23 protein-coding genes are annotated in these 24,026 nt (G+C 67.8%); 10 read left to right on the top strand and 13 right to left on the bottom strand.

Features of this window, described 5'->3' with window-relative positions; all coding sequences use genetic code 11:
• The first annotated feature begins 206 nt into the window (after positions 1 to 206).
• Positions 207 to 1,133: a DUF808 domain-containing protein gene (locus RTY46_RS04740; RefSeq protein WP_312706913.1), complete on the top strand. Its 927-nt coding sequence runs from the start codon at positions 207 to 209 to the stop codon at positions 1,131 to 1,133.
• Between the two features lie 117 nt (positions 1,134 to 1,250).
• Here the strand turns inward: RTY46_RS04740 and RTY46_RS04745 are convergent, their stop codons facing one another.
• Positions 1,251 to 2,789: a diguanylate cyclase gene (locus tag RTY46_RS04745; protein ID WP_312706914.1), complete on the bottom strand. Its 1,539-nt coding sequence runs from the start codon at positions 2,787 to 2,789 to the stop codon at positions 1,251 to 1,253.
• A gap of 106 nt (positions 2,790 to 2,895) precedes the next feature.
• Between RTY46_RS04745 and RTY46_RS04750 the strand changes: the two genes are divergently transcribed.
• Positions 2,896 to 3,531, top strand: a complete 636-nt coding sequence (locus RTY46_RS04750; RefSeq protein WP_312706916.1) for an NAD(P)H-binding protein — start codon at positions 2,896 to 2,898, stop codon at positions 3,529 to 3,531.
• Positions 3,532 to 3,760: 229 nt separating this feature from the next.
• Here RTY46_RS04750 and RTY46_RS04755 read toward each other — a convergent pair whose 3' ends face one another.
• Genes RTY46_RS04755 through pdhA form a run of 4 tightly spaced genes read right to left on the bottom strand, consistent with a single transcriptional unit; the run spans position 3,761 to position 7,646 of the window.
• Positions 3,761 to 5,152 (bottom strand): dihydrolipoamide acetyltransferase family protein, encoded by a 1,392-nt coding sequence (locus tag RTY46_RS04755; protein WP_312706917.1) that lies wholly within the window; start codon positions 5,150 to 5,152, stop codon positions 3,761 to 3,763.
• Positions 5,149 to 5,502 (bottom strand): SH3 domain-containing protein, encoded by a 354-nt coding sequence (locus RTY46_RS04760; protein ID WP_108751116.1) that lies wholly within the window; start codon positions 5,500 to 5,502, stop codon positions 5,149 to 5,151. Before RTY46_RS04760 ends, RTY46_RS04755 begins: the two co-directional genes overlap by 4 nt.
• Before the next feature lies 1 nt (position 5,503).
• A complete protein-coding gene (locus RTY46_RS04765; protein WP_108751115.1) occupies positions 5,504 to 6,571 on the bottom strand; it encodes an alpha-ketoacid dehydrogenase subunit beta in 1,068 nt (355 codons plus the stop codon).
• A complete protein-coding gene (gene pdhA, locus RTY46_RS04770) occupies positions 6,564 to 7,646 on the bottom strand; it encodes a pyruvate dehydrogenase (acetyl-transferring) E1 component subunit alpha (RefSeq protein WP_312706918.1) in 1,083 nt (360 codons plus the stop codon). The genes RTY46_RS04765 and pdhA overlap by 8 nt, the downstream gene beginning before the upstream one ends.
• Before the next feature lie 335 nt (positions 7,647 to 7,981).
• Here pdhA and RTY46_RS04775 point away from each other — a divergent pair, with 335 nt between their 5' ends.
• The 4 genes from RTY46_RS04775 to RTY46_RS04790 all read left to right on the top strand — a co-directional run bounded on the left by RTY46_RS04775 (position 7,982) and on the right by RTY46_RS04790 (position 12,448).
• The gene (locus RTY46_RS04775) at positions 7,982 to 8,857 is read left to right on the top strand and encodes a tryptophan 2,3-dioxygenase family protein (protein WP_108754411.1); all 876 of its coding nucleotides are present in this window, start codon (positions 7,982 to 7,984) and stop codon (positions 8,855 to 8,857) included.
• Positions 8,858 to 9,037: 180 nt separating this feature from the next.
• Entirely contained in the window at positions 9,038 to 10,537 is a 1,500-nt protein-coding gene (locus RTY46_RS04780) for an oligopeptide:H+ symporter (RefSeq protein WP_312706919.1), read from the top strand.
• 17 nt (positions 10,538 to 10,554) lie between these two features.
• Positions 10,555 to 11,169 (top strand): thioredoxin family protein, encoded by a 615-nt coding sequence (locus RTY46_RS04785; RefSeq protein WP_312706920.1) that lies wholly within the window; start codon positions 10,555 to 10,557, stop codon positions 11,167 to 11,169.
• 139 nt (positions 11,170 to 11,308) lie between these two features.
• On the top strand, positions 11,309 to 12,448 hold the full coding sequence (locus RTY46_RS04790; protein WP_312706921.1) for a hypothetical protein: 1,140 nt from the start codon (positions 11,309 to 11,311) through the stop codon (positions 12,446 to 12,448).
• Positions 12,449 to 12,549: 101 nt separating this feature from the next.
• Here RTY46_RS04790 and RTY46_RS04795 read toward each other — a convergent pair whose 3' ends face one another.
• Positions 12,550 to 13,044, bottom strand: a complete 495-nt coding sequence (locus RTY46_RS04795; RefSeq protein WP_108751109.1) for a MarR family winged helix-turn-helix transcriptional regulator — start codon at positions 13,042 to 13,044, stop codon at positions 12,550 to 12,552.
• 129 nt (positions 13,045 to 13,173) lie between these two features.
• On the opposite strand from RTY46_RS04795, the gene hppD reads away from it, so the two are divergent.
• Both hppD and hmgA read left to right on the top strand, forming a co-directional pair.
• On the top strand, positions 13,174 to 14,286 hold the full coding sequence (gene hppD / locus RTY46_RS04800; RefSeq protein WP_312706923.1) for a 4-hydroxyphenylpyruvate dioxygenase: 1,113 nt from the start codon (positions 13,174 to 13,176) through the stop codon (positions 14,284 to 14,286).
• Between the two features lie 83 nt (positions 14,287 to 14,369).
• A complete protein-coding gene (gene hmgA / locus RTY46_RS04805) occupies positions 14,370 to 15,668 on the top strand; it encodes a homogentisate 1,2-dioxygenase (RefSeq protein WP_312706925.1) in 1,299 nt (432 codons plus the stop codon).
• 63 nt (positions 15,669 to 15,731) lie between these two features.
• Here the strand turns inward: hmgA and RTY46_RS04810 are convergent, their stop codons facing one another.
• On the bottom strand, positions 15,732 to 16,250 hold the full coding sequence (locus tag RTY46_RS04810) for a hypothetical protein (RefSeq protein ID WP_312706927.1): 519 nt from the start codon (positions 16,248 to 16,250) through the stop codon (positions 15,732 to 15,734).
• Between the two features lie 122 nt (positions 16,251 to 16,372).
• On the opposite strand from RTY46_RS04810, the gene RTY46_RS04815 reads away from it, so the two are divergent.
• Together RTY46_RS04815 and RTY46_RS04820 are read left to right on the top strand one after the other, a co-directional pair.
• Positions 16,373 to 17,014, top strand: a complete 642-nt coding sequence (locus RTY46_RS04815) for a hypothetical protein (RefSeq protein ID WP_312706928.1) — start codon at positions 16,373 to 16,375, stop codon at positions 17,012 to 17,014.
• Between the two features lie 72 nt (positions 17,015 to 17,086).
• Entirely contained in the window at positions 17,087 to 18,043 is a 957-nt protein-coding gene (locus tag RTY46_RS04820; protein WP_312706929.1) for a sodium:calcium antiporter, read from the top strand.
• Between the two features lie 45 nt (positions 18,044 to 18,088).
• On the opposite strand, the gene RTY46_RS04825 is transcribed toward RTY46_RS04820, so the two are convergent.
• From RTY46_RS04825 to RTY46_RS04850, 6 genes are read right to left on the bottom strand one after another with little or no spacing between them, the layout of a single operon-like run.
• The gene (locus tag RTY46_RS04825; RefSeq protein ID WP_108754402.1) at positions 18,089 to 18,475 is read right to left on the bottom strand and encodes a Na+/H+ antiporter subunit G; all 387 of its coding nucleotides are present in this window, start codon (positions 18,473 to 18,475) and stop codon (positions 18,089 to 18,091) included.
• Positions 18,472 to 18,756: a K+/H+ antiporter subunit F gene (locus RTY46_RS04830; RefSeq protein WP_006399171.1), complete on the bottom strand. Its 285-nt coding sequence runs from the start codon at positions 18,754 to 18,756 to the stop codon at positions 18,472 to 18,474. The genes RTY46_RS04825 and RTY46_RS04830 overlap by 4 nt, the downstream gene beginning before the upstream one ends.
• Positions 18,753 to 19,259: a Na+/H+ antiporter subunit E gene (locus RTY46_RS04835; protein WP_312706931.1), complete on the bottom strand. Its 507-nt coding sequence runs from the start codon at positions 19,257 to 19,259 to the stop codon at positions 18,753 to 18,755. Before RTY46_RS04835 ends, RTY46_RS04830 begins: the two co-directional genes overlap by 4 nt.
• Positions 19,256 to 20,791 (bottom strand): monovalent cation/H+ antiporter subunit D, encoded by a 1,536-nt coding sequence (locus tag RTY46_RS04840; RefSeq protein ID WP_312706932.1) that lies wholly within the window; start codon positions 20,789 to 20,791, stop codon positions 19,256 to 19,258. Before RTY46_RS04840 ends, RTY46_RS04835 begins: the two co-directional genes overlap by 4 nt.
• Complete coding sequence (locus RTY46_RS04845; protein ID WP_312706933.1) at positions 20,788 to 21,165, bottom strand: Na+/H+ antiporter subunit C; 378 nt, start codon at positions 21,163 to 21,165, stop codon at positions 20,788 to 20,790. The genes RTY46_RS04840 and RTY46_RS04845 overlap by 4 nt, the downstream gene beginning before the upstream one ends.
• Positions 21,165 to 23,993 (bottom strand): monovalent cation/H+ antiporter subunit A, encoded by a 2,829-nt coding sequence (locus tag RTY46_RS04850; RefSeq protein ID WP_312706934.1) that lies wholly within the window; start codon positions 23,991 to 23,993, stop codon positions 21,165 to 21,167. Before RTY46_RS04850 ends, RTY46_RS04845 begins: the two co-directional genes overlap by 1 nt.
• Between the last annotated feature and the right edge of the window lie 33 nt (positions 23,994 to 24,026).

Here is a 24,026-nt window from a genome sequence, read left to right on the forward strand (position 1 = left end):
GACCAGCGGTGGATTGCCCGGGGCGGTGGACGGATTGCTCAAACGACACTCCTCGAAGACGACGGCAGGCCCGGCAGCGCGGGGCCATGCCCGGCGGAAGGGGCTACGCGCCCAGTGTCCCCGCAGCGCGGTAGGCGCGCGGTGAACCCGCTACCGCCGTTTCCCCCGATCAGTCAGAATCGGTCCATTCCCTCTCTGGAAGTGCCATGGCCGGTGCCAGTCTGTTTGCCCTGCTCGACGATATCGCCACCCTGCTGGACGACGTCTCGATCCTCACCAAGGTTGCCGCGAAGAAGACCGCCGGCGTGCTGGGCGACGATCTGGCCCTGAACGCGCAGCAGGTGACCGGCGTGAACGCCAACCGCGAACTGCCGGTGGTGTGGGCCGTGGCCAAGGGCTCGCTGCTGAACAAGGTGATCCTGGTGCCGGCGGCGCTGGCGATCAGTGCGCTGGAAGCCTGGCTGCACAGCCGCGGCTGGAACGTGCCGCTGATCGTGCCGCTGATGATGATTGGCGGCGCCTTCCTGTGCTTTGAAGGCGTGGAGAAGCTGGCGCACCGCTTCCTGCATTCCTCCGACGAGGACGCCGAGCACCAGGCCGAACGCCGCAAGGCGCTGGCCGATGCACAGGTGGACATGGTGGCGTGGGAAAAGGACAAGGTGAAGGGCGCGATCCGCACCGACTTCATCCTGTCGGCCGAAATCATCGTGCTGACCCTGGGCGTGGTGGCCGCGGCCTCGTTCACCCAGCAGGTGCTGACCCTGTCGGTGGTGGCGCTGGCGATGACGGTGTTCGTCTACGGCCTGGTGGCCGGCATCGTGAAGCTGGACGACGTGGGCCTGTACCTGTCGCGCAAGGGCGGGGCGGTGGCCGCGTTCGGGCGCGGCCTGGTGCGCTCGGCGCCGTGGCTGATGAAGTTCCTGTCGGTGGCCGGCACCATCGCCATGTTCCTGGTGGGCGGCGGCATCCTGGTGCACAACATCCCGGCGCTGCACCACGCGGTGCAGGCGATGGGCGGGGAAGGGCAGTGGGGCTGGCTGATCAGCGCCGCCGCGAACATGGTGGTAGGTATCGTGGCGGGCGCCATCGTGCTGGCCGCGGTGACCGGCTTCCAGAAGCTGCGCGGGCGGTAGTTGGCATCTACCACTGGTAGTGGCCGACCTTGGTCGGCCCCGTGAATCCATGCGTGCCAACCAAGGTTGGCACCTACCAGAGCGGGTATTCCGCGTGTAGCGGCCCGGCGGATCGCATCAACCCGCTTGTACGCGGTTCTTGCCATGGCGCTTGGCCTCGTACAGCGCATCATCGGCACGCCGCAGCAGGCTCTGCACATCGTCCCCCGGCTGCCACTGCGCCAGCCCGGCGCTGAAATGCACCGGCACGCGCTGGTCGCGCACGCTCAGCACGCGATGCGCCAGTGAACGCTGCAGCCGCTGCACGGTGGCCATGCTGTCGGCGGCCTGTGCATCGGGCAGCACCAGCACAAACTCATCGCCGCCCAGGCGCGCCACGCCATCGGTGGCCCGCAGCAACAGCCGGCACACCGACACAAGGTGCTGCAGCAGCGCGTCGCCACCTGCGTGCCCGTGGGCCTCGTTGGTCTGGTGGAAATCGTCCAGATCGATCACCGCCAGCCCCAGCGCCGTGTTGTTGCGCGCGGCACGGGCCAGTTCGCGCTGCAGCAGTTCGTCCAGGCCGCGGCGGTTCAGGGCCTGGGTCAGCGGATCGATGCGGGCCAGGTCTCCGGCCTCGCGCAGTTCCTGTTCCAGCTCGCTGATGCGCTGCTCGGCGCGTTCCACTTCCGCGCGGGCGCTGGCCAGATGGTCGCGCGCCTGGGCGGCCTGCTGCTGCACCTTGCCGGTGTCATGCATCACGTCCTGCAGCAGCTGGTTCAGGTCGGCAATGCTGCGCGCTTCGCGCAACTGCAGCGCGTAGCTGCCGATCCGGTCGTGGTATTCGCCGGTGCTGGCGGCCATGCCATCCATGCGTTCGATGAACTCGCCCATCAGCCCGCGCATGGCGGCCTTGGATTCATCGATACCCTGGCGCAGCAGCCCCTGCTTGTAGATCACTTCGCGCAGCTCGGCGCGCGTGCGCTCCACCGCTTCGGTGTCCAGCGGGCCGGTCAGCAGCTGCTGCACGGCGGTGATCTGGCCCTGCAGCCAGCTGCGGTCGTCCAGCAGCTCGCTGACGTTTTCCAGCAGCAGCGCGAACAGTTCCAGCAGCAGGGCCTGCTGTTCCTGCCAGCTCTCCGCACGCACGCCCACCTGGTGGCCGAGTTCGCGCACGCCCTGTTCGATGGGTTCCAGCGCCACGCCGGGCTGCCACTGGCGCAGCCGCGCAGCCAGGTCCTGGGCCTGCTCGCGCAGGTCGGGGTCGTGCTGCAGCAGGGCCACCACGGCGCCGCCCAGCAGCAGCCGCAGCTGTTCGGACAGGCGCAGGCTTTCGGGCTGGCCATCGGGGGAGTGCTGTTCGATGGTGCGGATGTACTTGTCGATCAGCTGGCGCATGGCCCGGCCATACCGCGGCCAATCAGCGCTGGCCTGGGCCGACTGCAGGCGGTCGCCCATGTCGCCCAGCTCGCCGGGCAGGGTGGCCATGCCGTTGGCGAAGGCGGCCAGCAGCGGCTCGGGCGCATCGGCACCGGCGAACAGCTGCTGCAGAGCCACGCCGCCGCCGCCCTGCAGCACCACCCGGTCGGCCCGGCCATCGTCCACCGCCGCGCGGACGCGCGCCGGCGGCCCAAGGGCGGTGCCGGGAGCAGGGCGGTGGTCTGGCTGGTCCGTCATGGAGCGAATCCCGGGGGTGGCAGGGGCTGGTTCCAGCATATCGGCGCGGCCGCGCACGGCTTGAACGGATAGCATGGGGGCACAGAATGCAGCAGTGGGGGTGGGTATGCGTGTGATGTTGCTGGGGGCGACCGGGCTGGTGGGCGGGCTGGCGCTGCCGATGCTGCTGGACGACCCGCGCTGCCGTGCCGTGGTGGCCCCCACGCGGCGGCCACTGGACCTGCGTGATGCCAAGCTGCACGCACCCGTGCTGTCCTTCGACGTGTTGCCCGAAGCCCCGGACTGGGCGCAGGTGGACGCGGTCATCTGCGCTCTGGGCAGCACCATGGCCCAGGCCGGCAGCCGCGAGGCGTTCTACCGGATCGACCACGACTACCCGCTGGCTTTCGCCAATGCGGCCCGCACCCAGGGCGCCCGCGCCTTCGTGCTGAATTCCGCGGCCGGGGCCAACCCGCGTTCGGCGGTGTTCTACAGCCGGGTGAAAGGCGAGCTGGAGCGCGACCTGCGCGCGCTGGACTTCGCCTCGCTCACCCTGGTGCGGCCCGGCTTGATTGGCGGCCATCGCCAGCAGGTGCGCCGTGGCGAAGCGTTCGCGCTGAAGGTGCTGGGCGCGTTGGATCCGGTTCTGCCCCGGGCCTGGCGGATCAACCCGGCCGAGCGTATTGCCCGGGCGCTGGTGGATGCCGCGCTGGCCCCGGCACCGGGCGAGCACGTCGTGCCGTCGCGGGATCTGGTGGGCTGACGGGTAGCGTCGAGCTTGCTCGACGGCTTCTGATCTTCGCTTTTCGCTTTTCGCCTTTCGTAGAGTCGAGCTTGCTCGACTGCCTTGGCCTTTCGCGAAGAGCAGTCGAGCAAGCTCGACTCTACCAAGGCAAACGCCAAGACAGTGGATCGCCGCATTTCGCCCACAAAAAAACGCCGGGCAGTGCCCGGCGTTTTTTTCAGTCAGCACCCACCCTTCAGTGGGCCGATCAGCTGGCCAGCGCCAGGTCGTCCATCATCGCGCGCAGGAAGCGGGCTGCTTCGCCACCGGTCGCCGCGCGGTGGTCGAAGGTGACCGACAGCGGGATGACCTTGTGCGCTTCCACGCCGCCCATCACCGGGGTCATCTGGTGACGGGCACGGCCGGCACCGACGATGGCCACGCACGGCGGTACGACCACCGGGGTGGCGTAGCGGCCGGCGAACATGCCGAAGTTGGACAGCGAGATGGTGTAGCCACTCAGTTCCGAGGCGGCGATGGAACGCGATTCCACCTGCTCGCGCAGACGGTTCACGCCCTCGCGGATGCCGCGGGCGTCGAGCATGTCGGCATTGCGCAGGGCCGGCACGAACAGGCCGTCGTCGGTGTCCACGGCAATGCCGATGTCCACCTGCGCGTGCAGGGTGCGGGTCAATGCTTCGCCATCGAACCAGGCATTCATCGCCGGCACCTTCTGCGCGGCCACCACGATCGAACGCACCAGGCGCGCGGTCACGTCATTACCTGGCAGCCAGGCGTGGATGTCGGCGTCGTCGTTCAGCGTGGTCGGCACGACCTTGCTGTGCGCGTCGGCCATCACCCGCGCCATGTTGCGGCGTACGCCCTTCAGCGGTTCCGGCTGGCCCTTGGCCACCACGCCCGGCGGCTGGGTGCGCATCGGCTTGCCGGCGGCCGACAGCGGGGTGCGGGCTTCGCTCTGCACCGGGGCCGACACCTGTGCCGGGGCCGGCGCGGCATAAGCGGCGGCAGCGACCGGTGCCGGGGCAGCGCCCAGCTTGGCGGTGCCGTTGGCAGCAGCCTGCTTCACGTCGGCCATGGTCACCGCGCCATCGGCGCCGGTGGCACGCACGCGCGACAGGTCCACGCCCAGCTTGCGCGCGGTGGCACGTACGGCCGGCACGGCCTTGACGCCACCGACGGCCAGCGCCTGTTCGGTATGCACGGCGTTGGAGCTCTGCATGGCGCCGACCACGGTGCCGGCGTCATCGCGCTCGGCCTTGGCTTCTTCGGCCACGGCCGGGGCTGCCGTCGGGGCAGTCGGAATGGGCGGCGGGGTCGGTGCGGCAGCAGCCGGTGCCGGGGCATGGCCGTGGCTGTGGCCGGTGTCCTGGCCATCGGCGCGCTGCGGCAGGTTCGGGTCGATCTCGAAGCTGGCCAGCACCGAACCGGTGGGAATGATGTCGCCGGCCGCGCCGGACAGCTTCAGCACCTTGCCGGACACCGGCGAGGGCACTTCCACCACCGCCTTGGCCGTTTCCATCGACACCAGCGGTTCGTCCAGCTTGATCACATCGCCTTCCTTCACGAACCATTCCACGATGGTTGCGTCCGGCAGGCCTTCGCCCAGGTCGGGCAGGTTGAAGTTCTTGGTCTGGCTCATGTGCAGTTCTCTTCCAGCAGTTCCAGTTCGCGGGCCGGCAGCCAGCCCGTCGCGCCGTTGGCGCGCTCGGACCACCACCACCCACCATGTTCGTGATGCAGCTTCACCATCTCGCCGCTTTCCACATCCAGCTCGCGGGCGTCGTAGTCGCGCAGGGCTTCGGCGCGACCTTCGTCCAGCGGCTGCAGCCAGGCGACGGGCGCCCAACCGGCGCGCCCATCGTTGCTGCGTACCCAGGCAAACGCCGGCCATTCTTCGTCACGTACACCCACTTCGACGATCTGGCCGGTGCGGAACCGGAGCGGATTGGAATATTGGCTGCGGTAAGCCCCCAGCAGGCGGGCCCGCATGTCAGCCCGCCGCCACCGCGCGCTTGGCCGCGGTCACGATCCGGTCCACGCTGGGCAGGTACTTCATTTCCAGGCGGAACAGCGGAATGTGGGTGTCGTAGCCGGTAACGCGCTCGACCGGGGCCAGCAGGTCATACAGCGATTCTTCGGCCAGGCGGGCGGCAATTTCGGCACCGAAACCTGCGGTCTTCGGCGCTTCCTGCACGACCACGCAGCGGCCGGTCTTGGCCACCGATTCGGCGATCGTGGCAAAGTCCAGCGGGCGCAGGGTGGCCACGTCGATCACCTCGGCGCTGATGCCTTCGCCGGCCAGCTTGTCGGCCGCTTCCAGTGCTTCCTTCACCTGCGCGCCCCAGGCGACCAGGGTCACGTCGGTACCGTCGCGCAGCACGAAGCACACGTCCAGCGGCAGCGCTTCGCCGTCATTGACGACCACTTCCTTGTACTGGCGGTAGATGCGCTTGGGTTCCATGTAGATCACCGGATCGGGATCACGCATGGCGGCCAGCAGCAGGCCATAGGCACGCTGCGGGCTGGACGGCAGCACCACGCGCAGGCCCGGCACGTTGGTGAAGATCGATTCGTTGGCTTCGCTGTGGTGTTCCGGCGCGCGGATGCCACCGCCCCACGGCACGCGCAGCACCATCGGGCAGTGCAGGCGGCCACGGGTGCGGGTACGCAGGCGCGCGGCGTGACAGATGATGTGGTCCACCATCGGGTAGACAAAGCCATCGAACTGGGCTTCGGCCACCGGCTTCATGCCCTGCGCGGCCAGGCCGACGGTCAGGCCGGCAATGGTGGTTTCATCCAGCGGGGTGTCGAGGATGCGCTGCGAACCGAAGCGCTGCTGCAGGCCGGCGGTGGCGCGGAACACGCCGCCGTTCACGCCCACGTCCTCGCCCAGCACCAGCACCGACGGGTCGTGTTCCAGCTCCCAGGCCAGCGCCTGGGTGATGGCTTCGATCAGGGTGATGGGGGTAGCGGTCATTGCGATGTCTCCACCGGCGACAGCGGCGCTGTCGGCGGCATTGGCCTGGGAAGCGGAAGCGCCGTGCTTGATCTCATCCATGGCGCTGCTCCAGGGCAATGGCAGCCGCGCGCTGGGCCAGCAGGTCCGCCGGCGGATCGGCATACAGGTAGTCGAACATGGCCTCGACCGGCTGCACCGGGGTGTTGAGGTACTGGTTCACTTCCTCGTCCACCTTGGCCGCGCACTGCTCGACCCAGGTCTTTTCTTCTTCTTCGCTCCACACGCCCTGGGCGACCAGGTACTTGCGAAGGCGCAGCATCGGCTCGCGGGTCCAGGCGTCCTTCACTTCGGCGTCGTCGCGGTAGCGGCGGGCGTCGTCGGCGGTGGTGTGGTCGGACAGGCGGTAGGTCATCAGTTCCAGCACCGTGCCGCCTTCGCCGGCCAGGCCGCGCTCGCGCGCCTGTTCCATCGCGGCCAGCACCGCAATCAGGTCGTTGCCGTCCACCTGCAGGCAGTGCAGGCCGCCGGCCAGACCCTTCTGCGCCAGCGTTTCGGCACCGGTCTGGGCCGAGCGCGGCACCGAGATGGCCCAGCCGTTGTTGACGATGCACAGGATCAGCGGCAGCTTGTAGGCACCGGCCGAATTCAGCGCAGCGTAGAAGTCGGTCTTGGAGCTGCCACCGTCGCCGCACACCGCCACCGCGATCTGCGCTTCGTTGTTCAGCTTGAACTTCAACGCAGCACCGGCGGCATGCAGGCACTGGGTGGAAATCGGCACGCAGAACGGGAAGTCCTTCACCGCGTTGCCGGTGTAGTCGTTGCCGCGCTCGTCGCCGCCCCAGTACATCAGCACGTCGTACGGGCGCACGCCACGCATGAACATGGCGCCGTACTCGCGGTAGCTGGGGGCGAACACGTCACCCTGCTTCATCGCGGCGCCAATGCCCACGTGCGCGGCCTCGTGGCCCAGGCAGGCGGCATAGGTGCCCAGCTTGCCGGTGCGCTGCAGCGCGATGGATTTGCTGTCGAACGTGCGCACGTACAGCATCTGCTTGAACAGCGGCACCAGGACAGCCGGATCCTTCAGGGATTCGGGCAGGTCGTTGCGGACGAGCTTGCCGTCCGCGTCCAGGTACTGCAGGTATTCGATCTTGAACTCGGCGGCTACCGTCATTGCGTACTGCACCTTCGACAGAGAAGTTACAAATGATATGAATCGCCATGTTAAGGATTGCGTACGAAATAGCCTTCCTGCGGCGCAACACGGCGATTCCCCGTTGTACCCCTGCCGACGGGTGGGGGGCCAATAACAACAACGTATTCAGTCGTTGCTGCAAAGCATCAGAATACGCCTTTGGCTGTCTGCTGGCGCAACGGCGCAAACGGTTCCACGCGCAGCCAGAGGCTCGCGGCTGGCTCCACGGGCCACCGCACGCCCCGGTACGGTCACGGCCGCTGCCAGCGCGGCGGCAACGCGCTACCCTTGCCGCCCCTGATCTGGTCCCGCCCATGTCCGTCGACAACAACCAACGCGATCTCGAAGCTGGCATCCACACCGATCTGCAGGGGCGCCTGACCTATGGCGGTTACCTGCGGCTGGACCAGCTGCTGAGCGCGCAGCAGCCGCTGTCCAACCCGCCGCACCACGACGAGATGCTGTTCATCATCCAGCACCAGACCTCGGAGCTGTGGCTGAAGCTGCTGGGCCACGAGCTGCGTGCGGCGATCGGCTTCCTGCAGCGCGACGAGGTGTGGCAGTGCCGCAAGGTGCTGGCCCGCAGCAAGCAGGTGCTGCGCCAGCTGACCGAGCAGTGGTCGGTGCTGGAAACGTTGACCCCGTCCGAATACATGGGCTTCCGCGACGTGCTGGGCCCATCCTCGGGCTTCCAGTCGCTGCAGTACCGCTACATCGAGTTCCTGCTGGGCAACAAGAACGCGCAGATGCTGCAGGTGTTCGAGCACGACCCGGCCGGGCAGGCGCAGCTGCGCACCGTGCTGGAAGCGCCCAGCCTGTACGAGGAATTCCTGAAGTACCTGGCCCGCTTCGGCCACGCCGTGCCGGCGCTGTACGACAGCCACGACTGGACCCAGCCGCACGTGGCCGACGACGCCCTGCAGCCGGTGTTCGAGCGCATCTACCAGGACACCGACCGCTACTGGCGCGAGTATTCCCTGTGCGAGGACTTGGTGGACCTGGAAACCGCGTTCCAGCTCTGGCGCTTCCGCCACATGCGCACCGTGATGCGGGTGATCGGCTTCAAGCGCGGCACCGGCGGCTCGTCCGGCGTGGGCTTCCTGCGACAGGCGCTGGAGCTGACCTTCTTCCCAGAACTGTTCCAGGTGCGCAGCACCCTGCAGGCCGGCCCCCCGGCCGATCAGGCCTGATCCCCATTCAGCTTGGCCTGCCGCGACCGGCTGGATCGTTTCAGATGCAAGTTCAGCGAGCAGGTCGAGACCTGCCTCAAACGGCGTGTATTTGACGTGAACGCCACAAGTCGGTGATCCTCGCGCGTTGCTCCAGCGCACAGCGGATGTGCCGCCCATCCACCGAACCAGGAAACCCGCATGAGCCTAAACGCCACTGCGAACACCCCAGAACCGGCGCTGCCGGACTTCAAGACCACGTTGGGCCACCCGCGCCCGCTGTGGATGCTGTTCATGACCGAATTCTGGGAACGCTTTGCGTTCTACGGCATCCGCTGGGCCTTGGTGCTGTACATCGTCTCGCAGTTCTACAGCGGCAATGCCGCCGGTGAAGGCGATGCCAGCCGCATCTACGGCGCCTACCTGGCGCTGGTCTACGCCGCGGCCATCTTCGGTGGCTACGTGGCCGACCGGGTGCTGGGCTACCAGCGCTCGATCCTGACCGGCGCGGTCATCATGGCCGCCGGCCTGTTCATGATCTCGCTGCCGCAGGAGCACATCTTCAAGCTCGGCCTGGCCACGATCATCGTCGGCAACGGGCTGTTCAAGCCGAACATCTCCACCATGGTGGGCAAGCTGTACGGCCTGAAGGACGAACGCCGCGATTCCGGCTTCACCATCTTCTACATGGGCATCAACATCGGCGCGATGATCGCCCCGGTGCTGACCGAATGGCTGGCGCGCAAGGTGTTCGGCACCTCGGAAATGCCGTCGTACAAGGTCGTGTTCATCGCCTCGGGCGTGGGCATGCTGATCTCGCTGGTGTGGTTCTACATCGGTCGTGCCGGCCTGAAGGGCATTGGCGCACCGCCGGCCGGTGCCGAAGGCTTCGGTCGCATCGTGATGGTGCTGGCCGGTGCCGTGGTCGCCATTCCGTTGGCTTACTTCCTGCTGGCCACCGGCGCCACCGCGCTGGCCTGGATCCTGGGCGCCATGTTCACCGCCCTGGCCATCCTGCTGCTGGTGGAAGGCATCCGCGAGGGCAAGGTGCAGCGCGACCGTGTGATCGCCATGCTGATCATCTTCGCCTTCAACGTGATGTTCTGGATGTTCTTCGAACAGGCCGGCAGCTCGTTCACCTTCCTGGCCGAAAACATCGTCAACCGCCAGTTCGGTGACTGGACCTTCCCGACCGCGTGGTTCCAGTCGGTGAACTCGGTGGCCATCATCACCCTGGCCCCGATCATTGCCTGGATCTGGGTGGCCATGGGCCGCGCCAATCCGTCCATCCCGCGCAAGTTCGGCCTGGGCCTGCTGTTCAACGGCGCTGCCTTCGCCCTGCTGATGTTCGCCCTGTCGCAGATGGTCGTGGACGGCAAGATCCCGTTCTGGACCCTGTTCATGGTCTACGTCATCCAGTCGGTGGGTGAGCTGTGCCTGTCGCCGATCGGCCTGTCGATGGTGACCAAGCTGGCCCCGGTGCGCCTGGTCGGCTTCGGCATGGGTGGCTGGTTCCTGTCCACCGGCATCGGCAACAACCTGTCGGGCATCTTCGCCGGTGCGGTCAGCGGTGAAGGCGGCATGACGATCGAATCGGCCCTGAAGGGGTATACCTTCGGGTTCTGGGCGTTGATCGGTTCCGGCGTGGTCCTGTTCCTGATCGCGCCGTTGATCAACAAGCTGATGCACGGCGTCAAGTAATCGCGAGGGCAGCGGGCATGCGTACAACGTTCGGCAGGGCCGTGGTGGCCGTGATGTGTGCAGCGCTGATCAGCGCCTGTTCCCAGCCACCGCCGCCGGCACCGGCCGAACCCACCCAGCCCCTGGATACCCGCCCCACCGAGCCACCGGCCGCTGACCCCAGCGTGCCGGTGGCCTCGGGCAACACCCCGGCGGCGGCCGATATCGCCGCCATTGCCGGCCTCAGCGCCAGCTTCGACCCGGCCCGCGACCCGCAGGCCGATCTGGAAACGGCCAAGGTGGAAGCGCAGCGCGGCAACAAGCGCATCATCCTGGACGTGGGCGGCGAGTGGTGTTCGTGGTGCCACCTGATGGACCAGTTCATCGAAGGCGACGCCGAGGTGCGCCGCCTGCGCGATGCCAACTACGTCTGGATGAAGGTGCACTACAGCGAAGACAACGAGAACACCGCATTCCTGTCGCAGTACCCGCAGGTGAAGGGCTACCCGCACCTGTTCGTGCTGGATGCCGACGGCACCCTGCTGCAGTCGCAGCTCACCGGCGAACTGGAAAAGCCCAAGGCCGACGGCAAGGGCTACAGCCGCGCCCGCTTCATCGCCTTCCTCGAAAAGTGGGCGCCCCCCCGGTTGTAGAGTCGAGCCATGCTCGACTGAGCCGGTTGTAGAGTCGAGCCATGCTCGACTGCCAAGCGGCTACAGAAATCCCCCCCATGGCCGCTAACGGCAAGGACCTCAGTCGAGTCGACTGCGGCCCCCACCCGCAGGAGCGCCCATGCACAGCGACCACGCCAACCGATCGCCCGACCCCGCCAGCACAGCGGCCGACGGCGCGGCCCCCGAAGGCGTCGGCCTGCCCGCGCAGGAAGCCCTGCTGGACGATGCCGGTACCGGCGAAGACACGCTGGACCTGGCGCCGCCGCGTTACCGCCTGCCGCAGATCGCGCTGCCCGACAACGTGGTGCTGAAGGGCGCCGTGCAGAAGCTGGTGGAGCAGAAGGCCCGCCTTGACCGGCTTGCCGCCGAAGGCCAGCTGACCGGCCTGCTGCCGGCCGAATGGCAGGGCAGCGGAGTGCGCGCCATCGATCTGTCCAGCTTCATCCAGGGCGTGCTGCCGTTCCTGCAGACCGGTGAACGCGGCGAGACCGCACCTGCCCGCCTGCCGGTGCGACACGTGCTGGGCGATGACAGCCGTTGGGGCGTGCAGGACGTGGCCGAACCGAAATCGCTGGCGTGGTACCTGGCCAGCGATGCGCGCGCCAGCGCGGGCAGCAAGGACGTGGCCGAAGCGTGGCTGGTCGGCGCGCTGGGCCTGGCGTGGATGCAGGAAGGGCGCAGCCGCCCCGGTTTCCTGCGCGCCATGGACCAGGACAGTCTGGCCGCACGGGTGACCATGCTGGGCTATCCGCCGCCAGGGGAGCTGGCGCTGTACAGCGTGACCGCCCATGGCCAGGCGCAGATCTGGTGTGTGTACGGCCGGCGCAAACTGCGGCCGTTGCTGGCCCCGTGGCTGAGCGTGCCGTTGCTGACTGCCTATGGCGTGGTTGCGCCGGCGGCGTGGCCGGCCAGCTTCCCGCCGGTGGATGCGGTGGCCGAAGCCATTGCCGCGGCCCGCCCCGGCAAGCTGGTGCCGGAAGTGGACCTGGCCAAGGTGGTGGCGAAGATTGCCGAAGACACGGCCGGTGATGCCTGGCAGCCGGTCAGCCTGTTGCAGCTCAACACCTGGTCGCCGCGCTGGACCTTCTTCCTGGGCACCTTCGTCGGCCTGCCCTCGCTGCTGCTGGTGACCGCCGCGCTGGCCCTGCCGGGTGCGGTGGAAGCGGCTACTGTCGCCGCCTCGCTGGGGTTCGCCGGCGGCGCCATCGCCGCACTGGCGGTGCCGTGGATCCACGCCCGGCGCAAGCACCTGAGCTGACCCCGCTCGGGGTCGGATCCCTTTCCGCAGGAAAGGGCTCTGACCTCACCAGACCGCCATCCACGCATGGCGTGGATCTACCCACGGCCGCGACCGCGCGGTTACACCCCTTCGCCCATCCGCTCCAGACCGTCACCGGCCAGCCGCAGGATCAGCTTTTCCAGCACCTGCTCTTCTTCCTCGCTCAGCACCGACATCAGCTTGCGGGTGATCTCGATCACCAGCGGTGCAATCGTCTCGTACACCTCGAAGCCGGCCGCCGACAGCGCCAGTACCGAACGGCGGCGGTCGTCGCCATGGGTTTCGCGCTTGATGAAACCGCGCTCCAGCAGCCGCGCCACGGCCCGGCTGACGGCCACCTTGTCCATGGCCGTGCGGTCGGACACCTCGCTGGCCGACGAGCCCGGGTACAGGGCCAGGATGGTGATCACCCGCCACTCGGGAATGGCCAGGCCATAGCGGTCGCCGTACAGCTTGGCGATGTTGCCGCTGACCCGGTTGGACAGCACGCTCAGCCGATATGGCAGGAACTGTTCCAGGTCGAGCAGGACGTGCGAGGCACGCACGCGGGTGGAGGCGGGGTCGGCTGGGTTCATGCTGCGGTGCACCTTGCTGGTGGTTTCAGTTGTAACTATAAAGGTTGGGTCCGTACCCTGCATTCTCGCCGGGTCCAACCCCGCCCGCACCTGGTTTGTGCCGATGCGGCACCGATTCGGAGCCACGCCATGAATTCCGCCGTCCCGACCCCCTCGCACCCGAACCCCGGCATGCAGGTCACCACCTTCGAAAACCCGATGGGCATCGACGGTTTCGAGTTCGTCGAATTCGCCGCCCCGGCCGGCCGTGGCCAGGAACTGCACGACTACTTCCGCAGGATGGGCTTCAGCGCCGTGCTCAAGCACAAGCAGCGCCCGATTACCGTCTATCGCCAGGGCGACGTCAACTTCCTGGTCAATGAAGACCCCGATTCGTTCGCCGCCGACTTCGCCGAAAAGCACGGCCCCTGTGCCTGCGGCTTCGCCATCCGCTTCAAGAAGCCGGGCGCTGAGGTCTACCAGACCGCGCTGGGCAATGGCGCAGAAGCGGTGGCCTTCAAGCCGGACAGCAAGGCCGTCAACGCGCCGGTCATCAAGGGCATCGGTGATTGCATGCTGTACCTGGTGGACCGCTACGGCGCCGCCGGCAGCATCTTCGATGGCGACTACGAAGCCGTGCCCGGTGCCGACCTGCATCCGTTCGGCTTCGGCCTGACCTTCATCGACCACCTGACCCACAACCTGTACTTCGGCAACATGCAGCAGTGGTCGGATTACTACGAGCGCCTGTTCAACTTCCGCGAAATCCGCTACTTCGACATCAAGGGCCTGAAGACCGGCCTGGTATCCAAGGCGATGACCGCGCCGGACGGCATCGTGCGCATTCCGCTGAACGAATCGTCCGACCCGAAGAGCCAGATCAACGAATACCTGGACGCGTACAAGGGCGAGGGCATCCAGCACATCGCCTGCTTCACCGACAACATCTACGAAACCGTCGAAGCCATGCGCGCGCAGGGCGTGGATTTCCTGGATACGCCGGACACCTATTTCGATGTGATCGACCAGCGCGTGCCCAACCACGGTGAAGACGTGGCGCGCCTGGCCAAGAACAAGATCCTGATCGACGCCGACCCGGAAACCCACCAGCGCAAGCTGCTGCAGATCTTCACCCAGAACTGCATCGGCCCGATCTTCTTCGAGATCATCCAGCGCAAGGGCAACGAAGGTTTCGGCGAAGGCAACTTCACCGCGCTGTTCGAGAGCATCGAGCGCGACCAGATCCGCCGCGGCGTGCTGTAAGGTCACCCTACGCACCCCCTCGGTAGCGCCGGGCCATGCCCGGCGGCTCCCCGTTCCGGCATCGCTGTTTTCTGGAGCTCTCCATGTCCATCGTCCTCACCGCCCGCGGCTACCAGTCCGGCTTCGGCAACGAATTTGCCAGCGAGGCCGTGCCCGGTGCGCTGCCGGTCGGACAGAACTCGCCGCAGAAAGTGGCCCACGGCCTGTACGCCGAACAGCTGTCGGGTACGGCGTTCACCGCGCCGCGCGGCAGCAACCGCCGCAGCTGGCTGTACCGCATCCGCCCGGCAGTGACCCATGGCGAGTTCACGCCGTTCGCGCAGTCGCGGCTGCAGTGCGATTACAACGCGCAGCCGGCATCGCCAAACCAGCTGCGCTGGAGCCCGCTGCCGCTGCCGGAACTGCCGACTGACTTCGTCGAAGGCCTGTACACGATGGGCGGCAACGGCTCACCCGATGCGCACGCCGGCGTGGGCATTCACCTGTATGCCGCCAACCGGGACATGGTGGGCCGCTACTTCTACAGCGCCGATGGCGAACTGCTGATCGTGCCGCAGCTGGGCGCGCTGCGCCTGCTGACCGAACTGGGCGTGATCGAGATCGAGCCGCAGCAGATCGCGGTGATCCCGCGCGGCGTGCGCTTCCGCGTCGAGCTGCCCGACGGTCCCAGCCGCGGCTACATCTGCGAAAACCATGGCGCGCTGCTGAAGCTGCCGGACCTGGGCCCGATCGGTGCCAACGGCTTGGCCAACCCGCGCGACTTCGAAACCCCGCACGCCGCATTCGAGGATGTGGACGGTGATTTCGAACTGATCGCCAAGTTCGACGGCCGCCTGTGGCGCGCACCGATCGACCATTCGCCGCTGGACGTGGTGGCCTGGCACGGCAACTACGCGCCGTACCGCTACGACCTGCGCCGCTTCAATACCATCGGCTCGATCAGCTACGACCATCCGGACCCGTCCATCTTCCTGGTGCTGCATTCGCCCAGCGATACGCCGGGCACCAGCAACATGGATTTCGCCATCTTCCCGCCGCGCTGGCTGGTGGCGCAGAACACGTTCCGCCCGCCGTGGTTCCATCGCAACATCGCCAGCGAATTCATGGGCCTGGTGCACGGTGCCTACGATGCCAAGGCCGAAGGTTTCGTGCCGGGGGGAGCGTCGCTGCACAACTGCATGAGCGGCCACGGCCCCGATGCGCCGACCTTCGACAAGGCGTCCAACGCCGATCTGTCCAAGGCCGATGTGATCAAGGACACCATGGCCTTCATGTTCGAGACCCGCGCGGTGATTCGCCCCAGCGCACAGGCGCTGGCCGCCGCGCATCGCCAAGGCGATTACCAGCAGTGCTGGAACGGCTTGCGCAACAATTACCGGTGAGTGCGCCGATCCACGCGTGGCGTGGATTGGCCGGTCGATGATGCGTGGATGCTGTTCACCGCATCAGGCGCTGACTGCAAACCCCTCGCAATGCTCCAACGGCAGCGCCTCCAGCAGCCGCTGCCGCACGCGCTCGCAATAGCCCTCCGAGGTCATCCCAGGCAGCACGCCCAGCGCGGCGCGCAGCACCGCCAGCACCTGATGTTCCGCGCGTGCCTGCTGCAGGTCGCGGAACAAGGCCGCCGCCTGCGGATGGCGCTGCATTTCCAGAATACCCAGCAGGTAGATGCGTGCGGCCGCCAGCGAGCGGCGGCGCTCGACCCCGGCCGGGACCGGCGCAGTGGGCCGCGCGACCGGCACTACTGAAGGCGCAGCGGCTGTCGCTTCCGGCCCGGTCTGGAGATAGCCGCCCTGGATCAGCTGGATCACCATCGCCGGTACTTCCTGGCCGATCAGGGCGGTCAGGTCGGCAATGCTGCGCTGGCCGTCGCACAGGATCAGCAACCGGCGCTGGCGCATGTCCAGCGGCGCGCGGTGGGCCTGCAGCGCGGTTCGGGCGAGGTCGGTCTTGCGCGGTTGCATGGAAGGACAGCCAAGGCGGTGCATGCCGAGCCTGAACGGGCGGCATGAAACGGCGATGACAATGCAGCGCCTGCACGCGCGCTGCGCTAGCGTGCCTGCACACCGTGCCCAGGAAACCACCCATGAAACACCTACCCCTGGCGGGCCTGCTGCTGTTGTCGCTGGCCGCCTGCAACCGCACGCCGGAACCGGCCACGCCGGCCGAGCCTGCGGCCACCGCCCCAGCCAAGGACGCCTCGGTGCCCGCCGATGCCGACCTGGCCACGGCCTCGCCGGTGGACCCGCGCACTGACAGCCCGGCGCGGCTGGATGGCTACGGCGGCGTGGCGTTGGGCGCCGGCATTGCCGAGGTGCGCAGCGGCTACGGCAGCCCGCTGCAGGGGCTGGGCACCGATGCCGCCGGCAAGCCGCTGCCGGCCGATGACAGCAATGACGGCTGCTATTTCCTGCGCCCGCACGATGCCGAAGACCCGCGCCTGATGATCGAAGGCCGCAAGCTGGTGCGCTATGACGTACGCAGCAGCGCCATCGTGGCCCCCGGCGGTGGCCGGGTGGGCATGACCCTGGGCGAACTGCAGGCCCTGTACCCGGATCGCGGCGACGTGGTGCCGGACAAGTACGACGAAAAGGCCCAGCACCTGCGGGTGCGCCCGGCACAGGAGGGCGGGGCGGTGGTCGACTTCGCGCTCGGCGCCGACGGCAAAGTGGGTGGCTGGCGGGTGGGCAGGACGCCGCAGGTGGACTACGCCGAAGGCTGCGGCTGAACCCTGATCCTTGGCGCCCCGGTAGCGGGGCGTCGCGCGTAGAATCGCGCCACGACCGCTGGGGAGTGCTCGATGATCGTCATAGCCATTGCCTGGTTCCTGCTTGGCCTGCTGCTGCTGGCCCTGGGCGGAGACTGCATCGTCAAGGCCGTGTCCGGACTGGCCCAGCGTTTCGGCGCCACGGCCTTCAGCGCTGGCCTGCTGTTGCTGGGCGTCGCCACCTCGCTGCCGGAGCTGGCGGTCAATGCGCGCGCGCTGCTGGTCGGCCAGCCTGAGCTGGCGCTGGGCAACGCGGTGGGCAGCAGCATTGCCAACCTGGGCCTTACCCTGGCCGTGGCAGCCGTCGCCGCGCCATTGCTGTTGCGTGCGCGCTTGCAGGCGGTGCTGTGGTGGTCGCTGCTGGCCGCGGCGCTGCTGCTGATGGTGTTCGGCCTGGATGGCCGCCTGCAGCGGTGGGAGGCCGCTGTGCTGGTGGCCGCCTTCGTGGTGGCACAGGCGGTTCTGCTGCGCCGTGGGCGCCTGGAAAGGGCCGACGTGCAGGCCGTCATCGCCGAATCCGCGCTCAGTCGCACCAGCCTGCCGTTGAATGTGCTGCGGGTGCTGATCGCCGCGCTGGCGCTGTACTGGGGCGCGCGCCTGGTGGTCGGCGCGGCGGCGGACTTCGGTACCGCCCTGGGCTGGTCACCGTTGCTGGTGGGCCTGCTGCCAGTGGCGATCGGCACCGCGCTGCCGGAGGTGGCGGCCGCCATCGCCGCCGCGCGTCGTGGCCAGGGTGACATGGTGCTGGGCCACGTGCTGGGGTCCAGCGTGGTGAACCTGCTGCTGGTGATCGGCATCATGGGCCTGCTGCAGCCGCTGGCGCTGCCGGCCTCGTTCGTACGCCTGGAGCTGCCGGCGCTGCTGGCGTTTGCGCTGGTGCTGTACCCGATGCTGCGCGGCGACCTGAGGATCAGCCGCGTGGAAGGCGCGATCCTGCTGGGCGCGTTCGCGGCATGGGTGGGGCTGGAAACCGCCCTGACCAGCGCCTGATCCAGGACCGTGCCGACCAACGGTCGGCACCCACCGCACCCACCCTCAACGCGCGCTGGTTTCCTCTTCCCGCTCCGGTTCCGGCGGCGGCAACTGCTCTTCGGCGGCGCGCTCGTTGCCGGGCAGGCTGGGGCGGGTTTCCATCAGCAGCGACAGCGCGGCCTTGGCCATCAGGTGCGCGCTGATCGGTGCGGTGATGAACAGGAACACGGTAATCAGCAGCTCGCGCGGCTGCGGGTCCTGGCCCAGGAAGATGTGGTAGCACACCGAACACACCAGCACGCAGCCCACGCCCAGTGTGCTGGCCTTGGTCGGGGCATGCAGGCGCTTGAAGAACGTGGACAGCTTCACCAGCCCCAACGCGCCCACCAGGATGAAGAAGCAGCCGAACAGCAGCAGCACCGACAGCGCGATCTGGATGAAGGTGATCATTCGACGATGTCCCGCCGCAGCACGAATTTGCTCAGTACCACGGTGCTGCCAAAGCCCAGCATCGCAATCACCAGCGCTGCCTCGAAGTAGATGGCCGAGTTCAGGTACATGCCGAACAGCATCAGCTCGGCAATCGCCGTCACCGACAGGGTGTCCAGCGCCAGGATGCGGTCGGGCACGGTGGGCCCGCGCAGCAGGCGCCAGGTGGCCAGCAGCATGGCCAGGCCGACTACGTGCATGCATACCACAAGCGTGGTCTGGATGATCTGGAATCCAGTCATGGGAAGATCTCCATCAACGGGGCTTCGTAACGGCGCTTGATCGTGTCGATCAGCTCCTGCGGGTCGTCCAGGTGCAGCACGTGCACCAGCAGGAAGCGGCGGTCGTCGCTCAAGGCGGCCGACACCGTGCCGGGGGTCAAGGTGATCATGCTGGTCAGCGCGGCGATGCCGTGGATGTTGGCGATGTCCAGCGGCAACCAGATGAAACCGGGGTGGATGTTCTTCTCAGGCCCCAGCACCTGGATCGCCACCCGGATGTTGGACACCAGGATGTCCCACAGGGTGACGAACAGCAGCCTGGGCACCGGCCGCAGCGTGCCGATGCGGGCGAATTCGCGGTCCAGGCGCGCGGCGAACAGCGGTACCACCACGCCCAGCACCAGGCCCAGCACGATCTGGCCCAGGGTGAAGCTGTCGGACATCAGCACCCAGAACGCCACCACCATGATGCTCAGGGCGGGCGAGGGGATGATGCGGCGGAACAACGAGCGCTGTGCGTTCATGGCTGGCGGATCTCCGGCGTGGTCGCACGCAGTTGCTGCACGTACTCGCCCGGCTGCAGCAGCTGCGCGGCGATGGCATCGGTGTGGCGCATCAGCGGGGCAGCGCCCAGGGTCATGCCGATGCCATAGGCCAGCAGCAGGCAAGCGGCATACAGCTCGACGCGGCGCAGCGGCGCCTTGCGCGGCGGCGGCAGCGCCGGGTCCGGTGCCGGCACGCGCCAGAACAGGCGGATGCCACCGCGGGTCAGGCCCATGATGACCAGCAGGCTGCTGACCAGCACCGCCGTCCACACCACGCCGGTGTACTGCGCCGGTATGCCGGCCAGCAGTGCGGCCTTGGCCAGGAAGCCGGACAGCGGCGGCAGGCCGGCCACCGACACCGCGCCGATCAGGAACAGCACCGCCGGCGTTTCCTTGCCCGGCATCGGCGCCACCACTTCCTTGCGGTCGCTGGCACCGCCGCGGCGGCGCCGGATCAGGTCGGCCACCAGGAACAGCGCCGCGGCCACGAAGCTGCTGTGCGGCAGGTAGTACAGGCCGGCGGACAGCACCTTCGGCGTGCCCACCGCGAAGGCGATGAACAAGGTGGCCGCCGAGACGATCACCAGATAGGAAATCAGCACGCGCAGGCGGGTGGCGGCCAGTGCGCCCAGACCACCCAGCACCAGCGTGGCCACGCCGGCCCACAGCAGCCAGTCGCGGCCGTAGCCGGCCATCGCGCCGGCATCCTCACCGAACCACAGCATCTGGATGCGCAGCACCGCGTACAGGCCGACCTTGGTCATGATCGCAAACAGGGCCGCCACCGCGGCCGGCGCGCGCGAATAGGCCTCGGGCAGCCACAGGTACAGCGGCATCAGCGCGGCCTTGGCGCAGAACACCAGCAGCAACAGGCCCATGGTGGCCTTCACCAGGGTCAGCTGCGCCGGCGGCACCTGCGCGATGCGCTGCGACAGCTCGGCCATGTTCAGCGAGCCCAGCGAGGCGTACAGCAGGCCCAGGGCAATCAGGAACAGGGTGGAGGCGGTAACGTTGAACACGACGTAATGCAGGCCGATGCGCATGCGCAGGCCGCGGCCGCCACTGAGCAGCAGACCGTAGGAGGCGATCAGCATCACCTCGAAGAACACGAACAGGTTGAAGATATCGCCGGTCAGGAAGGCACCGTTCAGGCCCACCAGCTGGAACTGGAACAGCGCATGGAAGTGCGGTGCGCGCCGGTCCCAGCCCGAGCACGCATGCAGCAGGCAGGGAATGGCCAGCAGCAGGGTGGTCAGCAGCATCCACGCCGCCAGGCGGTCGGCCACCAGCGCAATGCCCAGCCGCGCCGGCCAGTCGCCCAGCAGATAGACCTGGATGTCACCGCCGGCGGTAGCGGCAATCAGCAGGCCCACCACCAGCGCGAGCGCGCCCAGTGCGGTCCAGGCCACCGCGCGCTGCACCTTCGGGCCATAGCGGCGGTGTTCGACGAACAGCGAAAGCGCCGCACCCAGCAGCGGTACCAGGATCGGCAGGATCACCAGATGGTTCATGCCTGGTCCTCGCCCCGGCGCGGCGGTGCGTCGTTGTCCGGTTCGTGGGCGTCCACGTGGTCACTGTGGTTGTCGCTGCGGCTGCGCATGGCCAGCACGATGCTGACGGCCGTCATCGCAAAGGCGATCACGATGGCAGTCAGCACCAGCGCCTGCGGCAGCGGGTCGGTGTAGTTGCCCAGGTGGCTGTCCATGCCTTCCTGCAGCACCGGCGCCTTGCCCTGCACCACGCGGCCACCGGCGAAGATCAGCAGGTTGGTGGCGTAGGACAGGAAGGTCATGCCCAGGATCACATCGAAGCTGCGCGCACGCAGCAGCAGGTAGATACCGATGGCGGTCAGTACGCCGATCGCGGTGGCCAGGGCCAGTTCCATCAGTGCATCTCCCCGGTCAGGGCCGAACGGCGTTGCAGATCGATCTCGCCCTTGCGCGCAGTGCGGGTGCGCGAGGGCTTGATCGTGCCCATCATCGACAGCATCAGCATGGCGCCGCCGAACACCACCAGGTACACACCGATATCAAAACCAATCGCGCTGGCCAGCGGCACCTCGCCGATCAGCGGCAGGTGCAGGTCGATATGGCCACTGGTCAGGAACGGCACGCCGAACAGCATCGAGGCGCTGCCGCTGAGCAGGGCGATCAGCAGGCCGGCACCGATGCAGCGGATGTAGTCGAAGCCGAAGCGCGATTCCACCGATGCCGAACCCTGGATCACGTACTGGATCAGCAGCGGCACCGCCAGCACCAGGCCAGCAATGAAGCCGCCGCCGGGCGCGTTGTGGCCGCGCAGGAACAGGAAGATCGACACCGTCAGGGTCAGCGGGAACATGATCTGGGCCAGGTCGGCCGGCACCGGCAGCTTGATCGGCGGGCCGGGCATGATCTGTTCCGGCGCCATGCGGGTACGCCGCAGCAGGGCGTGCACCACCAGCGCGGCGATGCCGAACACGGTGATCTCGCCGAAGGTATCGAAGCCGCGGAAGTCCACCAGGATCACGTTCACCACGTTCTGCCCATAGGCCTCGGGCAGCGAGCGCGCCAGCATTTCCCCGGCCATGGTGTTCGGCGGCAGGGTCATGGCGGTGTAGGCCAGCGCACCCAGGCCGGCGCCGGCGATGATGGCAATCACCGCATCGCGGCGCTTGCGCCAGCGCGGCCGCTCCGGGCCGGACTGCGCGGGCAGGTAGTTCATGCCCAGCAGCATCAGCACCAGGGTCACCATTTCCACCAGCAGCTGGGTCAGGGCCAGATCGGGGGCGGACAGGAACACGAAGGTCAGCGCGACCATCAGGCCCACGCCGCCCACCAGCAGCACCGCCAGCAGGCGCTGCTTGTAGATGCGCAGGGTGGCCACCGCACAGCCCATCATCACCAGCCACAGCGCCCAGCCCAGCAGCGGAATGGGTTGCGGTCGGGTCCAGTTGGGCGAGCCCGGGTTGGCCACGAACGGCGCCGCACCCACCACCACCGCCACCAGCACCAGGCCCAGCAGCATGCGCTGCAGGCTGCCGTTGGCAATGCCGTTGGTCAGGCGCATGGCCAGCGCGGAAATGGCATCGAGCTGCGCATGGAACACGTTGCGGCCGGTGCTGGTGTTCTGCACGCCGTGCAGGTTGATCAGCTTGCGCAGGCCGAAGTACAGCGCCACGCCGCCCACCACGCCCACCGCGCTCATCGCCAGTGGCAGGTTGAAGCCATGCCACACCGACAGGCTGTAGTCGGGCATGGCCGGGCCCAGGATGGCGGCCGCACCGGCATGCAGCACCGGGGCGATGGTCAGCGCCGGGGCAATGCCCACCGCCACGCAGATCACCACCAGAATCTCCACCGGCACCTTCATCCAGCGCGGCGGCTCATGCGGCACGTGGTCCAGGTCGTGCGGGCCATCGCCGAAGAAGGTGTCGTGCACGAAGCGCAGGCTGTAGGCCACGCCGAACACACCGGCCAGCAGCGCGGCGATAGACACCGCCATGCGCATGGTGCCCGGGCCACCGGCGGTAAGCGCCTCGGCAAACAGCATTTCCTTGGACAGGAAACCATTGAGCAGCGGAATACCGGCCATCGCCAGCGAGGCGATGATGGCCAGTGCGCTGGTGAACGGCATCAACCTGCGCAGGCCGCCCAGGCGGCGCATGTCGCGGGTGCCGGTCTCGTGGTCGATGATGCCGGCGGCCATGAACAACGACGCCTTGAACGTGGCGTGGTTGAGGATGTGGAACACGCCGGCCACCACCGCCATCGGCGTGGACAGGCCGAACAGCAGGGTGATCAGGCCCAGGTGGGAAATGGTCGAATAGGCCAGCAGGCCCTTCAGGTCGTGCTGGAAGATCGCGTTCCAGGCGCCGATCAGCAGGGTGAGCGCACCAATACCACTGACCGTGTAGAAGAACAGATCGCTGCCGGCCAGCGCCGGATGCAGGCGCGCCAGCAGGAACACGCCTGCCTTCACCATGGTGGCCGAATGCAGGTAGGCCGATACCGGGGTGGGCGCGGCCATCGCATGCGGCAGCCAGAAATGGAACGGGAACTGCGCGCTCTTGGTGAAGATGCCGGCCAGCACCAGGAACAGCGCGTAGGGATACAGCGCACTGGCGCGGATCTGCTCGCCGGCGGCCAGCACCACGTCCAGGTCGAAACTGCCGACGATGCGGCCGATCAGCAGCACGCCACCGAGCAGGGCCAGGCCACCGCCACCGGTGATCACCAGCGCCATGCGCGCGCCCTCGCGGGCATCCTGCCGGTGCGACCAGAAACCGATCAGCAGGAACGAGCTGATGCTGGTCATTTCCCAGAAGATCATCAGCAGCAGCAGGTTGCCGGAGATCACCATGCCCAGCATGGCGCCCATGAACAGCAGCAGGTAACAGTAGAAGCGGTGGGCGTTGTCCTGGCTGCTCAGGTAGTAGCGTGCGTACAGCACCACCAATGCGCCGATGCCCAGCACCATGCCGGCGAACATCCAGGCCAGCCCATCCAGGCGCAGGGCGAAATCCAGCCCGATCTGCGGCAGCCAGGGCACCACGCTGCGCACCACCTGGCCATCCATCACCGCTGGGGTCAGCCAGCCAAGAATGGCCAGCCCGCCCAACGGCGCCAGCGCCGCCAGCCTGGCAGCAGTGGTGCGCGAACTACGGGGGAAGGCGGCAACGGCCGCTGCCATCAGGAACGGCAGGGCCAGCAGCAGGGGCAGGCTGGGGAGCATGCAGGGAATCCATGATTCACGAGCAGGTCAGTG

The sequence above is a fragment of the Stenotrophomonas sp. genome, assembly GCF_032056425.1.
Classification (GTDB): Bacteria; Pseudomonadota; Gammaproteobacteria; order Xanthomonadales; family Xanthomonadaceae; genus Stenotrophomonas.